We start from the raw sequence: 15,585 nt of genomic DNA on the forward strand, positions 1-15,585 counted from the left end.
TCTCCTGCCCGTCCGCCGGGCCGCCGACGTCGCCCCTGACCAGGCTCCCGGGGACCGGGTCGCACGGCGAGCCCGCCTCGGCCAACCGGGTCAGCGCCGGTCCGCCCCGGTGGCGATCAGCCGCGCCCGGCACCGGCGCGGCCCGGCCCGTCCCCGTACGCAGGTGCCCCGGGCGTGCCGCCGGGCCGCCGGGTCGCCGTGCACCGACGGCACCCCGCCCTTGGCGTGCCCGGGGGCGGGCATCGCGGGGACGAGCGGTGACAGCGGCAGGCTGAGGGCGATCAGAAGCGCGCACAGGGCCAGGAAGAGCGGCACGGCGGGCACCTTCCGCCGCGCCATCGCCGCCAGGAACCCCGCCGTACGCTCACGCATGGTGCGCGAGAGACTACTGGACGTACACCTTCCGGTACGCCCGCCGCCGCTCCGCGTACACCCGGAAGGCCCCGGGGCCCCCGCGCACCCGGAAAACGCCCAGGGCCCGGCACATTTTCATGTGCCGGGCCCTGGGACTTCAGTAGCGGGGACAGGATTTGAACCTGCGACCTCTGGGTTATGAGCCCAGCGAGCTACCGAGCTGCTCCACCCCGCGTCGGTAAACACAACTCTACGCCATCCGGAGCCGTGCTCCGTACCAACCGGCGCCCGGGACCCCGTCCGTCCCGTGACTCAGCTGGTCAGCGGGGAGCTGAGCACCGGATTGCGGCTGACCAGCGAGGCGCCCGGGGTGTAGAGGAGCAGCATCATCCGGGCTCCCGGCGAGGTGACCGGCTCGGCCACGCAGGTGGTGACCCAGCCCGGGCCGTACAGCGCGTGCCGGATGGGCCGCTCGGAGCCGTCCGGGAAGGGAACCGGCGTCGCGCCCGTCTCCCGGTAGAGCGGACCGGCGACCGGATCGGCTTGGATCTCCTCCTCCAGCCGTCTCAACTCGACGTCGTTGGGCCGCATTTCCACCCCGTGCCGCAGCTGCGGCAGCACCATCGGCGCCCAGCGGTTCTCCCAGTCGGTGAGGGTGTCCTCGCGCGCCTGCGGGTCCAGGGTCATCCACCGCAGGGTGTTGGCCGGCACCTCGCCGCACGGGAAGAGCGCGGCGAACTCCCTGTTGTGGGCGAGCAGGTTCCAGGCGGCGTCGGTGATGTAGGCCATCGCGCCGTCGATCTGCTCCACGACCCGCTGCCAGACGCCCGGCACCGACATGCCCGAGTCGCGGTGCAGGGTGTACGGCGGGTACTCGCGGCGGGTCAGCCGCCACAGGAACGCCCACTCCTGCTCGTTGAGCCGGAGCACCCGCGCCACATTGGTCAGGAATTCGGCGGTGGCGTTGAGCTGCCCGTTCTCGAACCGGTTGTAGGTGCCCGGGGTGCGTTCGAGCAGCAGGTCCATCTGCTCCTGGCTGAGCCCGGCGACCCGCCGCCCCGGCCCCGCCTGCCGCGGCGGGAAGCCCGCGGACTCCGGGTGGATGGCGGCGCGACGCTCCTGCAGGAGGGTCTTCAGCGACATGCGGTCGCGGGCGGCGAGCGGCAAGACGGGACCTTCGTTCACGGGGGGACGGGGACGAACGGCTGGCGGTGGGGGGGGGGGAACTCTCGTCGGCCGGGCTGCTTTCTGCCGGGGTCCCCGCCCGCGGAACAGGGTTTCGCGGGAACGGGGGCCGAATGTTGATGGCTGGATCATTATCTGCAATTCAGCCCCCTGGAAATGGGGCGGGGTACCCCTCCACACTGGTCCGCACGAACCCCTCACGGGTTTCGTACGTGTATGCCCAGGTGGAAGCGGTTGCTTGGTGTGTTTTCGAACACCGGCCCGGCGCCCGCCCGTCCGGGACACGACGGCCGCCCCCCGTGCCGCGGGGTGACCGCCGCGGCACGTACCCCGAAGACAGCGGCCGGTGTCGACAATCGCCACACAGCGCGTCCTCGACACCGGCCGCCCGCGGCGCGCCGGAGAGCAACATTCCCCCGTCTCCGGCCAGCCCCGGCATGCGGGCCGGGGTTGAAACGGCCGGTGCCGTGGAGCTCGCCCTCTGGGCGACACCACGGCACCGGCCGTCTTCGTACCCGCGTAGGCGTACCCGCGTATCCGGTGGCCCCCTCGTCCAGGTGCGCGGTACGCGTACGCGGTGCGCGGGGATCAGTCGGGCAGCCCGTCCACGGTCGGCGCGACCACACCGAACAGATCCGTGATCGTGGTCAGGGCGGCGGTCTGGAGCGCGGCGGCGGGCAGGACCGTGCCGTCCGGGGCGGGGAGCGGGCGCGTGGCGGTGGCCTCGGCGACCACGGTGGGCCGGTAGCCGAGGTTGAAGGCGCCCTGGGCGGTGAAGCCGACGCACATGTGGGTCATGAACCCGGCCAGCACCAGGTCCCGCCCGTCGCCCGGGGCCGCGCCCAGCCCGGTCAGGACCTGCTCCAGCTCGGTGTCGTGGAAGGCGTTCGGGAACTGCTTCACCACGACCGTCTCACCGTCGGCCGGGGCGACTTCGTCGCTCAGGGACCCGATGTGGGCGCGGATGTCGTACGGGCCGCCCTCGCCGCCGTCATTGATCACGTGCACGACCGGCACACCCGCGGCCCGGGCCCGCGCCAGCAGCCGGGCCCCCGCCGCGAGGGCCTCCTCCGCGCCTTCCAGGGCCATGACGCCGGTGCGGTAGGTGTTCTGGAAGTCGATGAGGACGAGGACGGACTCGCTCAGCCGGGCGGGGTGCCCGGGCAGACCGACCACGTCGCGGAGGGGGGTGGAGGGGGTGGACGCGTTGCTCATGGAACTGCCTTCCGTGTTTTTGCGGAGGAGAACTCTCCGCTTTCTGGGGGGGGGATCTCCGGGGCGATCTCCTGAAAGATCGTCGGGAAGATCACCGGGGAGATCGCCGGGGACATTTCTGTGGATGTTTCGCCGCGGAAATCGGGGCGGACATCGCCGCGAACGACTTCGCGGAATGGCGAACGGACATGGCGGAGCGACCGCTCACCGGGCGGGACGGGTGGCTGGATTGATGGGTTCGGGGGCGGAAAAGGGGCCCTGGGAACTACAAATGACGAGGCGTCATAAATGGGGCGGGTGATCGGGCGGGGTTCGGGAGGGGTGGCCCGGGATGCCCGGCCCGGGTGCGGAGGTGGCCCGGCTCGGCCGGTCCGGGCGCGGAGGTGGCTGGCCCGATGCGGACATGGCCCGGCTCGACCGGCCCGCGTACGGACGTGGCCCCGGCTCTGGCCGCCCGATGCGGACGCGGCCCCGGCCCTGCCCGCCCGGGTGTGGACGTAGCCCCGACTCGGTCAGCCCGGGCGTGGACATGGCCCCCGCTCGGTCGACCCGGGCCCGGACGCGGCCCCGGCCCTGTCCGCCCGGGTGCGGAGGCGGCGCCGGTGGGGCCGCCGGAGCGGTGGCCCCGCTCAGCCGCCCCGCGTACGGAAGCGGCGCCGGTAAGCCGCCGGGGTCGTGGCGAGCCTGCGCCGGAACGCCCGGTGCAGCGTCTCCACCGACCCGAACCCGGCGGTGGCGGCGACCCGTTCGAGCGGTGAGTCGGTCGTCTCCAGGAGCCGCCGGGCCACTTCGACCCGGGCCTCCTCCACGTATCCGGCCGGGCTGAGGCCCGTCTCCTGCCGGAAGACCCGGGCGAAGTGACGCTCGCTCAGACACATGCGGGCGGCCAGCGCCTCGGCCGAGAGGTCGCCGTCGAGGTGCTCGGCGATCCACAGCCGCAGCTCGTCGATGTCCCGCCGCTCGGGGACGGGACGGCTCAGCGGAACCGAGAACTGGCTCTGGCCGCCCTGCCGTTTGAGGTACATCACGAGCTGCCGCGCCACCGCGAGGGCGACCTCCTCGCCCTGGTCCTCGGCGACCAGCGCGAGCGCCAGGTCCAGGCAGGCGCTGATCCCGGCGCCCGTCCACAGCCGGCCACGGTCGGTGCGGACGAAGATGGGGTCCGGGTCGACGGTGACGGCCGGGTGGGCGGCGGCGAGCTGGGCGGCGGTCGACCAGTGCGTGGTCGCCGTCTTCCCGTCCAGCAGCCCGGCGGCGGCGAGCACGTGCGCGCCCACGCACACCGAGGCCACGCGCCGGGCGTACGGGGCGGTCTCCCGCACCCACGCCACGACCTCCGGGTCGATCCGGGCCACCGGCCCGTCGTCGGTCATGTCGACCGCGCCGGGCACGAGCAACGTGTCCACGTCCCCACCGACCTCCCCGAACGCCAGATCCGCCACCAGCCGCACCCCGGCGGAGGTCCGCACCTCCCCACCCCCGGGCCCGGCGAGCCGCACCTGGTACCGGGCCCGCCCCCCGGTCTCCCGATTGGCCAGCGCGAAGACCTCGGCGGGGCCGGTGACGTCGAGCAGATCGACATCGGGGAAGACCGCGACGACGACGCGGTGGGGAAGGGGCATGCGTCCATGGTGGTCGGGGAGGGGGGTGGCCGCAATGACGAGTGGGTGTCAGATACGGACATGGGGGGCGGGCGGTGCGGGCGGCTGCGGGGCTGGTGGCACCGTCGCGGTCGGGGCTCTGGCCTGCGCTGTTACAGTCGATTCACTTGCATGGGGGGCACGGCCGGGGGGCCAACACTTCGTACGACCGCGGGTCGCGCCACGCGCCCGCCGCCACGCTCTGCCATGCCTTGCACCACTTCTGGGAGAGCCTGTCTTGAGACGTCACATGTTCGTGCAGGGTGCGGTCGCGCTGGTCGCGGCGATGGGGGTCACAGCGGCTGCCGTGCCCGCGACCGCGGCTCCACGTTCCTCCGCCGACGACGCCGCCGAGGTGGTGCTACCGGCCGACGTACGGTTCATGCCCCGTGCCGACCAGGTGCGGGAAGCCGGGTCCACCGGGTATCTGCACGAGCAGGAAGGCACCCAGGGCACCCTGTGGACGGACTTCGCGACCGGGCGGACCAGACCCTCCAAGAACGCGGATGCCACCCCGTACTCCCACTCGGGACTGCGCGCGAAGCACTTGAACCCCGCCGGTGGCCCTCATCAGATTGTGGTCACCGACCTGGCCACGGACGCGACGACCACTCTCGACCTCCCTCCGGGCTACAACTGGACTGGTGTCTACACCTCCGACTCGACGGTCGCGTACCGCCTGACAGGTGAAGTGATCACCGCTGTCAGCGTGTTCCGCTTCGTCGACGGGAAGACGGTCGAACGGCCGCTGGACGTCGTGCTCCCCGCAGGCATGCGCTACATGGCGGTGCTGAAGCAGGACATGCGCGGTGCGGTGGTCCAGTTCATCTCGGCGGACCGCCGCACGAAGAGTCTTCAGCTGCTGCAGCACGGAACCGGCACGCTCAAGCCCCTCCCTGCGAACTTCCGGACGGACACCCTGGTCCTGGCCAAGGACCGGATCCTGGGGTCCCCGTACGAGAACCGTGAGGTGGACACGTTCCGCAGGGACGATCCGGCGGCGGAGGTCGTCACGGCACGAATGGCCTCGCCGACGGCAGAGGAGATGAGCGCCGGATGGTTCGGCGTGGTCGGCGACTGGATCGTCTACCGCCGGGTCCTCACCAAGGCGGCGGGCGGACGCCTGCCGGGAGCAGCCCTGTGGGCCGTACCGGTCACCGGGGGGACGCCCCGACAACTCCTGCAGTACGCGGCGGAAAGGCTCACGACCGCGCCCGACGGCAGCATCCTGACCACCGGCGGCACCGGGGCCAAGGACTGGGCGATCCAGCGGGTCACCGTGGATGCGGAGGGGCAGCCGCAGTTGGCGACGGTCCGCGAGGTGCCGTCCGTGATCGCCCCCGTCACCGGACTGGCCCTGGGCGCCGGCACCCTGAGCTATTTCACCAGCACCGGCGCCGATCCCCGTACCGCACTGTACGAGCGACGGCTCGGCGGCAGCGGCGTCCCGGTCGGCGAGCCAGTGGCGCGGACCTTCGATGTGGAGGGTGCGGGCCTTCCACAGGCGCTCGGCGACGGCCGCACGGCGTACACCTCGGGATCTAGTGTGCAATCGCCGGACGGCCCCGGCCGCATCCGGTCGATCAACCTTCCCGAGCCCGGCCGCCTCACCGACGCCAACGGCCGCTACACGCTTTCCCGCGGAGCGGGGCGCACCCAGTACGTCGGCGACTTCGCCACGGGCCAGGACGCCGGCACCCTCCTCGGTGATCTATCCGCTCCGGCCGCGGTGTGGGGCACCGAGGTGTGGAAGCAGACCGGCGGACCGGGCATGCTCGGCAGCATCGGGACGTACGACCTGAAGACGAAGAAGGTAACCCCCGAGTTCGAAGCCGACTGCGAACCCGACGAACTCCAGGCCCTGGGCCGCTGGGTCTACTGGAGCTGTGGTCCGGAAAGCACCGGCGTCTACGACCGCGAGCTGAAGAAGAGCGTCAAGGTACCTGGTGGCGAAGTCCTGCTCGGAGACGGCTTCACGGTCCGCCGCGACCACACCACCAACAAGCTGATGCTCACCGACTTCAGCAAGGGCGCCGGAACCGCTCCCGTGACGTCGGAGGCGGGCGAGCCCAAGCCGGGGCAGGGCGATGACCGCCGGGCCTCCTGGACGGTCGACAAGTTCGGCGGCGGGATCGCCTATGTGGACGCCGAGCAGCGAATCCACCTCCGGCCGGTGACCGTCCAGCGATCTCCCCTGGCCGTCGTCGAGTCCCGCGCCGACACCGAGATCCGCCTGATCCACGACGGCATGCCTCCGGACGAGTGGCACGGCTCGTGGCAGCTGTCGCGGCCCGCGGCCGCCTGGACGGCGACGGTGGAGGACGCCAAGGGCCGTGTCGTACGCGCCTTCCGAGGCGACGGCGGTCAGCGGGGCGCACTGCTTTCGGCTGTCTGGGACGGCAAGGACGACAAGGGGACCATGGTCCCCGGCGGCCGCTACACCTGGCGGCTGAGGATCGATGCCGGTGACGGCACGGGGCTGCGCGAGCTGGCCAACGGCGGCATCGGCGTGCGGTCCTTCACCGACCGGTACCGGGACTTCGACGGCGACGGCCTCGGCGACCTTCTGGGCATCACCCCCACCGGGGTCGCCGACCTGCGCCACGGCGACGGGCGGGGCGGTGTCGACACCAAGAAGTCAGCCACAAGCTGGAAGAGCGCGACGGCGGCAGTCCCCTTCGGGGACTTCGACGGCGATCGCCTCAACGACGTCCTGGTACGAGTGTCGAGCGGCGAGCTCCGCGCGTACGAGATGTCGCCCGGCGTCGGAATGTGGTCGTCGCTCCGGTACACCCGGATCGGCTCCGGCTGGAACATCTACGACGCCCTGACCTCCCCCGGTGATCTGACCGGAGACGGCCGGGCGGACCTCCTCGCCCGCGAGGCGTCCACTGGTGACCTGTACCTGTACGCCGCCAACGGTGCCCGGAACTTCAAGCCCCGCGTAAAGATCGGCAACGGCTGGAAGGGCTACACCCTCACGGGCACAGGTGACGTGAACGGCGACGGCAAGGCCGACCTGCTCGCCCGCGACACCTCCGGCGTCCTGTGGCTCTACCCCGGTACCGGCAAGGGCACCCTGGGGACCCGGATCAAGGTCGGCGGCGGCTGGCAGGTCTACAACGCCCTCGTCGGCGCCGGCGACCTGAACGGCGACGGCAAGCCCGACCTCCTCGCCCGGGGCACGGACGGCGTCCTGTGGTCCTACGCGGGCGACGGCAAGGGCAACTTCGCCGGACGCCAGCGGATCGGCGGCGGCTGGCAGATGTACAAGTACCTGTTCTAGCCATCCGCACCTCCGGCCCACGGGCCGGCCCGCCACAGCGAAGCGCCCCGCCCGGCAAAGCCGGACGGGGCGCTGCTTCGCAGGTCAGGAGCCGCAAGGCGCCTCCCGCGACCGGTAGGCCATGTCGGACTCGAACCGACAACCAACGGATTAAAAGTCCGCTGCTCTGCCAATTGAGCTAATGGCCCCTGGCATACCGCACCCCCGCAGCATAGCCCGACGGCGCCCGGCAGCCGATCGGGTATCGGGTTCCGGGGCTCATGGGGTCCATTCGGCGGGCAGGGAGCCGGTGGGAGGGGGCCCTCGCCGGGAGTCGGGGCGTCGGGCCGGCGCCGTGCGGAGTCCCCGGGCGGCGTCCGCCCAAATGACAGAGCGGCGTCCCGCCCGAGTACCCGGGCGGCGTCCACCCCAGTGACAGAGCGGCGCCCCGCCCCAGTCGCGGAGCAGCGCCCCCCGTGGCGGAGCAGCGCCCCGTCCGTCACCGCTGCCCCCTCACTCCCCCGCACCACCCCGCAGGAACCAATGCCGGGCCGACGTCAGCCACCACGTCGTCGCGAAGCCCAGTACCGCCAGTACCGCCACTGGTGCGTAGTTGAAGTTCTCCCAGGTCACCGGGGACAGCTGGGGCAGCATGAACAGGACCGTGATCAGGGCCACCCACGCCACCGCCGCCACCCCGATCGGGCGGGACCAGCGGCCCAGGTGCCAGGGGCCCCGTTCGAAGGACTCGCCCTTCAGCAGGCGCAGCAGCGTCGGGATCACATACGCGATGTACAGGCCGATCACCGCGATCGACGTCACCGCCGCGTACGCCGTCACGTTGATCAGATACGGCAGGCCGAGCGCGAGGGCGCCCAGGGCCGCCAGCCACACCGCCGCCACCGGGGTGCGGGTGCGGGGGCTCACCGTGTGCCAGAGCCGGGAGAACGGCAGCGCACCGTCGCGCGAAAAGGCGTAGATCATACGGGAGTTGGCCGTCACCGACGCCATCCCGCAGAACAGCTGCGCCCCGATCACCACCAGCAGGAGCAGCTTGCCCGCCGTCGCCCCGAGCGCGTCCAGGAGGATCTGGGCGGGCGGCGCGCCGGTCGCCGAGCCGAGCTCGTCGTCGTACGACTGGATGGCGTACGTGAAGCCGAGCAGCAGGACGAAGCCCGCGATCCAGGACGTCCAGATCGAGCGCACGATCCCCTTCGGGCCCGCCGTCGCCGCGTCGTGGGTCTCCTCCGTCATGTGCGCGGAGGCGTCGTAGCCGGTGAAGGTGTACTGGGCCATCAGGAGGCCGATCAGTACGACGTAGAAGCCGCTGCTCCAGCCCGTGTTGTTCACGTAGTGGGTGAAGACGAAGGAGGTGGAGCGGTGGTGGTCCGGCGAGATCGCCAGCGCGCCCACGATCACCGCGACCCCCAGCACGTGCCACCACACGCTCACGCTGTTGAGGATCGCCACGATCCGTACGCCGAAGGTGTTCAGCAGGCCGTGCAGGATCAGGATCGCCGCGAAGAGGGCGATCGTCCGGCCGGGGGTCACCTCGAAGTCCCACTGGAGGTTCAGGTACGCGCCCAGGAACGACGCCGCCCCGAAGTCGATCCCGGCGGTCACCGCGACCTGGCCGAGCACGTTGAACCAGCCGGTGAACCAGGCCCAGGCCGCCGCGCTGCGCGGCGGCGCGAGGCGGTGGGCCCAGAAGTACAGGCCGGCCGAGGTCGGGTACGCCGAGCAGATCTCGGCCATCGACAGGCCGACCAGCAGCGTCATCAGGCCCACCCCGACCCAGCCCCAGGTGATCAGGGCCGGGCCGCCGGTGTTCATGCCGAACGCGTACATCGTCAGGCAGCCTGAGAGGACCGAGATGATGGTGAACGAGACGGCGTAGTTGGCGAAGCCGGACATCCGGCGCGCCAGCACCTGGGTGTAGCCGAGCTGTGCCAGCCGCTCTTCGTCGGACATCGCCGCGCCGCCGCTCCCGCGCGCCGCGCCACCGTCCGCCGGACCGAGACCGTCCGGAGCGCCGTGGGCCTCCGGATTCGTACTCGCGTCACTTGTCATGCCCCCAGCGATTCCCTCGCGGGGGGCACGACATGCGCCATCCTTGGCCAAAAGTGGCCCCGGAGACGGGCCGGGCCGGGCGCGGAGACGGGCCGGGCCGGGCGCGGAGACGGGCCGGGCCGGGCCCGGCGAAGGCCCGGACCCGGACCTTCGGAACGGCCCGGACCCGGACCCGGACCCGGAAACGGCCCGGACCCAGGGGCGGCCCGGACCAGGGGCGGCCCGGACCAGGGGCGGCCCGGACCAGGGGCGGCCCGGATCCGGCGAAGGCCCGAGCCCGGAGACGACCCGGGCCCAGAAGCGGACCGACCCCGGGTCGGCCCCCGTCGGCTAGAACAGGTACTTGTACATCTGCCAGCCCCCGCCGACCCTCACCCGGCCGCCGAAGTTGCCCTTCCCGTCGCCCGGGTAGGACCACAGGACGCCGTCCGTGCCGCGGGCCAGCAGGTCCGGCTTTCCGTCGCCGTTCAGGTCGCCCGCGCCGACCAGCGCGTCGAAGACCTGCCAGCCGCCGCCGACCTTGACCCGGGTGGCCAGGGTGCCGTTGCCCGAGCCGGGGTAGAGCCACAGCGTGCCGGACGCGTCACGGGCCAGCAGGTCCGTGGTGCCGTCGCCGTTCAGGTCGCCCGCGCCCGATGCCAGCAGGTAGTTCTTCCAGCCGGTGCCGATCTTCACGCGGGCCTTGAAGTTGCCCGCGCCATTGGCCTCGTAGAGGTAGAGGTCACCGCTGGACGCCTCGCGCGCGACCAGGTCGGAGCGGCCGTCGCCGGTCAGGTCGCCCGGCGAGGTCAGCGCGTCGAAGGCGTTCCAGCCCGAGCCGATCCTCGCGTACGGGGTCGAGGGCGTCAGCGCCTTGCCCGCCGGCTTGTACGCGCGGAGCTCGCCGCTCGTCAGGCGGACCAGGACGTCGTTGGTGCCGTCGCCGTCCACGTCGTCGAACGGGACCGCCGCCGAGATCGTGTCGGCGCCCGTCCAGCCGCTGCCCGAGACCTTCGCGTCGACCTTGCCGCCCGCTCCCGCGCGGAAGTCGGCGACTCCGCCCGGAGTGACGGCCAGCAGGTCGCCCAGGCCGTCGGTGCCCACGTAGTCACGCGCGGCCGGGGCCGGGGCCTTCACCTCGAAGGGGGTGGTGAACGTCTGGTCGGGGCCGCCGTCGGCGGGGACCGCCGTCACCTTCCAGGCGTACTTGCCGCTCGCCAGCGCCTTGCCGGAGGCGTTCTTGCCGTCCCAGTCCAGGCGCACCGGGCCGCGCGTCTCGCCGCCGGTGGCGTTGCGGACCGTGTTGCGGGTGGCCAGGTCGACCAGCTCCAGGTCCCAGGAGACCAGCGGCTTGGACGTCCACCAACGGATCGTGCGCGCCGCCGACTTGGCGTCCACGCTCGCCGGGGCGTCCGTGTCCAGCAGGCCCACGGAGTCGCTCGTGACGCCGGACGGCGCCACCCGGGTGTCGCCCCGCGCGTCCACGTACGCCACCGCGCCGCCGAAGCGGTCCACGGTCCAGCCCCGGCCGGGCACGGCCGAGGCGGGCTTGCCCACCTTGTGCGTACCGGTCCCGCCGCGCAGGTCCGTGACGCTCAGCTCGCCGTCCTTCAGCCAGGCCACCTGGCTGTCGCCGAGGAGCGCGCTGTCATGGGCGGGCAGGTCGACGTTCTTCTTGGCGGCCGTGTCGTACACCCCGGACTTCTCCGGGCCGCACTCCCAGAACACGTCGCCGCCCCGCGCCTGGAGGGAGGTGATCAGGCAGGGCGCCATGGCCCGCCCGTCGGTCGCCCTGCCCGTACGGACGTCGACCGCCAGGGCCTCGCCCGGCTCCCCGCCGATCCACAGCGTGCTGCCCGAGAGCGCGAACGCCGCCGTGCCGACGCCCGTGTAGATCACCGCGCCGGTGTCGAGGTCGGTGACCTGGACCCGCTCGGACTGGTAGCGGGTGGCGAGGTAGCGGCCGGAGACGCGCAGCACGTCCGCCTTCACGCCGAGCGTGCGCGCGGGCAGCGCGGCACCCTCGGCGAGGAGCTTCACCGTGCCGTCGGCCAGCCGGTAGACCAGCCGCCCGTCGCCGGTGGACTGGACGTCCGGGGCCGCGTCGGCCGGGAAGTCCTTGGCGTCGGCGCCCCGGTCGGTGCGGGCACCGGCCGTCAGCGGGCCGGAGACCGAGAGGTCGAGCGAGCGCAGCCGCGCCTCGGGGGCGTCCGCGCCCGGCACCCGGTCCACCGTGGTGAGGCGGCCCTGCGCCAGCGAGATGCCGAGGGGCGACACCGGCTGCGCGGGCGACTCGCGCACCTTGGTGACGTCGAGCGCGGAGCCGACCGCGTACACGCCCTGGTGGCCGTCGACGACCGCGCCGATCAGCATGGTCCCGTCGGACTTGAACTCGGCCATCGCGGTCGCCTTCTCCAGGACGACGCGCTCGGGCCCGCCCTTGAGCGGCACCGCGACCACGCGGTAGTCGAGCGAGGAGTAGCGCTCCTGGCCGCCGGTGGAGACGCGGCGCGCCACCAGGACGCTGTCCCCGACCGCGCCGAGCAGCTGGGAGCCCTCGTACCCGGGGATCGTCAGGTGGTCGGTGGCCGCCCAGAAGTCGCTGGTGTTCCAGACCGTGGCCTTGCCGTCCTTGGTCCACTGGACCGCGCGGGGGCCGCCGACCTCGATCTTGCCGTTGTCGAACTGCTCGGCCGTCAGATGCGTGGAGCGGGCGACGCCGTCCCGGCCGAGCCAGCTGATCAGGTGCATGCCGGAGATGTTCTGCTGGACGAAGATGCCGTCCTTGTTGCCCGAGTAGAGCGAGTGCGCCTCACCGGCGGCGGTGACGGTCCGCTCCTGGACCTTGCCGTCCTCCCAGAGGAGCAGCCGCATGCCGGACGCGCCCTCGGTCAGCACCGCGTCGCCGAAGGTCCCGGCGAAGTGCTGGCCGGCGGGCAGCGCGAGGGTGCGGTCCGAGCCGTCCTTCATGTTCCGCTGGACGACCGTCGTCGCGTCGTCGCCGGTGAGGACCAGGAGGTCGGTGCCGGTGCCCCAGGCCGTGTCCCGGCCGCTGGGCATCGTGACGGGGCGGGTGGTGCCGTCGGCGTACGAGGTCCAGTTGAAGCCGGGCTTGGTCCAGCCGGAGAGGTAGCCCGTCTCGCCCGCGCCGTTGAGCACGGTGGCGTTGTAGTCGGGCGTGCGCTCGGCCGGAATTGTCAGTTCCGCCGGGGCGTCGGCCGCGAAGGCCGGGGCGGCGGCGAGCGGTGCGACCGAGGCCGCGATGCCGAGCGCCGTGACGGCGGCGACCGCACTCCGCACGAGTGTGTGACGTCTCAAGTTGTTGCTCCCGAAACCGTTCAGGGCATGGGAGTGCACGGCGCGCGGTGTGCCGCGCGGTCTCGATGCTCGGGAAGCCCCCCGGCTCCTCCGAATCCCCCCATACGAGTGGTTTGACCTTAACAGGAGTCACATTTGATTCAACGAATATTAAGTGTCCGGCAAAAAGACCCGGGCCCGGCAACGACGGAAGGGCCCGTACCGCACCCGGTGGGTGCCGTACGGGCCCTTCGCTCGCCTTACTGGACGCCTCGCCGGGCGTCAGCCGTCAGCGGGTGTCAGCCGTTGCGCTTCCAGCGCGGCTTGTCGTCACGGCGGCCGAAGGAGCCGCTGTTCGAACCGGCGCCACGGTGGTCGTCACGACGGCCGTACGGGCGGTCGCCGCTGCCGCCGGAGCGGAAGCCGCCCGAGGGGCGGTCGTTGCGGTCACGGTTGAACGGACGGTCGCCGCCACCGGAGCGGAAGCCGCCGGAGGGACGGTCGCCACGGTCGCGGTTGAAGCCGCCACCGCGGTTGTCGTCACGACGCTCGAAGCCACGGTCACCGCGGTCGCGGTTGAAGCCGCCCGACGGACGGTCATCGCGGCGGAAGCCACCACCGCGGTTGTCGTCACGACGGTCGTCACGGCGGAAGCCGCCACCACGGTTGTCGTCACGACGCTCGAAGCCACGGTCGCCACGGTCGCGGTTGAAGCCGCCCGACGGACGGTCGTCACGACGGAAGCCACCGCCACGGTTGTCGTCACGACGCTCGAAGCCACGGTCACCGCGGTCGCGGTTGAAGCCGCCCGACGGACGGTCGTCACGACGGAAGCCACCACCGCGGTTGTCGTCACGACGGTCGTCACGGCGGAAGCCGCCACCACGGTTGTCGCGGTCACCACGGTCGTCGCGGCGCGCGAAGTTGCCACGGTCGTCACGGCGCTCGTACGCGGGACGCTCCTGCGCGACCGGCTCGGCGGCCACGACGGCGGCGGCGACCTCGGCCTCGGCGGCCTCGGCGACCTCGGCGACGGCGGCCTCCGGGTCCTCACCGCGCTCACGGGCGGAGCGGGCGACCAGGCGGTCGGCCTCCTCGCGGAGCTCGCCGGCGCGGCGCGTCAGACGCTCCAGCTGCTTGGTGAGCTCGGCGACCTCGCGCTCGGCCTGCTTGGCGGCGTTGTTCGCGGAGTCCGCCTGGACCTCGGTCAGCGAACGGGCGCCGGTGATCTCGGCGACCTCCGGGTCGAAGGCGCCGGCACCGCCGACGATGTGGCGCGAGGCGTCGACGCCCGCGTCCTCCATCAGCCGGAAGATCTGGCGGCGCTGGTGCGGCAGGGCCAGGGAGACCACGACGCCGGAGCGGCCGGCGCGGGCGGTGCGGCCGGAGCGGTGCAGGTAGTCCTTGTGGTCACCGGCCGGGTCCACGTTCAGGACCAGGTCGATGCCGTCGACGTGGATGCCTCGGGCGGCGACGTCGGTGGCGACCAGCGCGTTGACGTAACCGTCCTTGAAGTCCGCGAGGACCCGGGTGCGGGCGCCCTGCGTCATGCCGCCGTGCAGCGCGTCGGCCTTCACTCCCGCCTCGACGAGCTGCTCGGCGATGCGGTCGGCGCCCAGCTGGGTGCGGACGAAGATGATCGTGCGGCCCTTGCGGGCGGCGATGGCGGCCGTGACCGGCGCCTTGTCCTTCGGCTTCACCACGAGGACGTGGTGGGTCATCGTGGTGACGTTGCCCTGGGCGCTGTCGACCTCGTGGCTGACCGGGTCGACCAGGTAGCGCTTGACGAGCGTGCCGATCTCGTTCTCCATGGTGGCGGAGAAGAGCATGCGCTGGCCGCCGGCCGGGACCTGGTCGAGCAGCTCGGTGACCTCGGGCAGGAAGCCCAGGTCGGACATCTGGTCGGCCTCGTCGAGGACGGCGATCTGGGTGTTCTCCAGGGAGCAGGCGCCCCGGTTGATGATGTCGCGCAGCCGGCCCGGGGTGGCGACGAGGATGTCGACGCCGCGCTCCAGGGCGTAGATCTGGTTGCCCATCGACGTACCGCCGCAGACGACCTTGATCTTCAGGCCGAGCACGTCGCCGTACGGCTGGAGGGCGTCCGCGACCTGCATCGCGAGCTCACGGGTCGGGGTCAGGATGACCGCGCGGGGCTTCTTCTTCTCGGTGTGGCCGCCGGCGAGCTGCGCCAGGGTCGGCAGACCGAAGGAGAGGGTCTTGCCGGAGCCGGTGCGGCCACGGCCGAGAATGTCCTTGCCGGCCAGGGCGTCCGGGATGGTCGCGGCCTGGATCGGGAAGGGGGTGGTCACACCGTTCTGGGCGAGCTTGCGCACGACGCCCTCGGGCAGACCGAGGTCCGCGAAGGTGACGGTGGGCTCGGCGGGCTCGGCGTCGGCCTCGACCGCGTCGGCGGCCAGGTCGGTGAGCTCGGCGTTCTCGGTGTTCTCGTCGTTCACGGTCTCGACAGCCTCGTCGACGACGACAATCTCGTCGTTCTCGGGCATGACGGTGTGATCAGTGCTGGAAATGGACATGCGAAATGCGAAACCTTCCGGAGTCTCGGCACGCGCCCGTCAACTC

General features: G+C 72.3%; 8 protein-coding genes and 2 tRNA genes. 1 reads left to right on the top strand and 9 read right to left on the bottom strand.

Annotation, left to right across the window (positions count from 1 at the left end; translation table 11 throughout):
• Positions 1-90: 90 nt before the first annotated feature.
• The 5 genes from AB5J87_RS16660 to AB5J87_RS16680 all read right to left on the bottom strand — a co-directional run bounded on the left by AB5J87_RS16660 (position 91) and on the right by AB5J87_RS16680 (position 4,376).
• Entirely contained in the window at positions 91-372 is a 282-nt protein-coding gene (locus AB5J87_RS16660; RefSeq protein ID WP_369377507.1) for a hypothetical protein, read from the bottom strand.
• A 143-nt stretch (positions 373-515) separates the two neighbouring features.
• Positions 516-589 (bottom strand) — tRNA-Met (locus AB5J87_RS16665).
• 77 nt (positions 590-666) lie between these two features.
• On the bottom strand, positions 667-1,539 hold the full coding sequence (locus tag AB5J87_RS16670) for a helix-turn-helix domain-containing protein (RefSeq protein ID WP_369377508.1): 873 nt from the start codon (positions 1,537-1,539) through the stop codon (positions 667-669).
• A gap of 588 nt (positions 1,540-2,127) precedes the next feature.
• The gene (locus AB5J87_RS16675) at positions 2,128-2,754 is read right to left on the bottom strand and encodes an isochorismatase family protein (RefSeq protein WP_369377510.1); all 627 of its coding nucleotides are present in this window, start codon (positions 2,752-2,754) and stop codon (positions 2,128-2,130) included.
• A 629-nt stretch (positions 2,755-3,383) separates the two neighbouring features.
• Positions 3,384-4,376, bottom strand: a complete 993-nt coding sequence (locus AB5J87_RS16680; RefSeq protein ID WP_369377511.1) for a GlxA family transcriptional regulator — start codon at positions 4,374-4,376, stop codon at positions 3,384-3,386.
• A 256-nt stretch (positions 4,377-4,632) separates the two neighbouring features.
• Between AB5J87_RS16680 and AB5J87_RS16685 the strand changes: the two genes are divergently transcribed.
• Entirely contained in the window at positions 4,633-7,680 is a 3,048-nt protein-coding gene (locus tag AB5J87_RS16685) for an FG-GAP-like repeat-containing protein (RefSeq protein WP_369377512.1), read from the top strand.
• Positions 7,681-7,795: 115 nt separating this feature from the next.
• Here the strand turns inward: AB5J87_RS16685 and AB5J87_RS16690 are convergent.
• The 4 genes from AB5J87_RS16690 to AB5J87_RS16705 all read right to left on the bottom strand — a co-directional run bounded on the left by AB5J87_RS16690 (position 7,796) and on the right by AB5J87_RS16705 (position 15,539).
• Positions 7,796-7,868: transfer RNA gene (locus AB5J87_RS16690), tRNA-Lys, on the bottom strand.
• 304 nt (positions 7,869-8,172) lie between these two features.
• The gene (locus AB5J87_RS16695; RefSeq protein WP_369383555.1) at positions 8,173-9,630 is read right to left on the bottom strand and encodes an amino acid permease; all 1,458 of its coding nucleotides are present in this window, start codon (positions 9,628-9,630) and stop codon (positions 8,173-8,175) included.
• Between the two features lie 429 nt (positions 9,631-10,059).
• A complete protein-coding gene (locus AB5J87_RS16700) occupies positions 10,060-13,026 on the bottom strand; it encodes an FG-GAP-like repeat-containing protein (RefSeq protein WP_369377514.1) in 2,967 nt (988 codons plus the stop codon).
• A 278-nt stretch (positions 13,027-13,304) separates the two neighbouring features.
• Entirely contained in the window at positions 13,305-15,539 is a 2,235-nt protein-coding gene (locus AB5J87_RS16705; protein ID WP_369377516.1) for a DEAD/DEAH box helicase, read from the bottom strand.
• Between the last annotated feature and the right edge of the window lie 46 nt (positions 15,540-15,585).

The sequence above is a fragment of the Streptomyces sp. cg36 genome (assembly GCF_041080675.1).
In the GTDB taxonomy this organism is placed as follows: Bacteria; Actinomycetota; Actinomycetes; order Streptomycetales; family Streptomycetaceae; genus Streptomyces.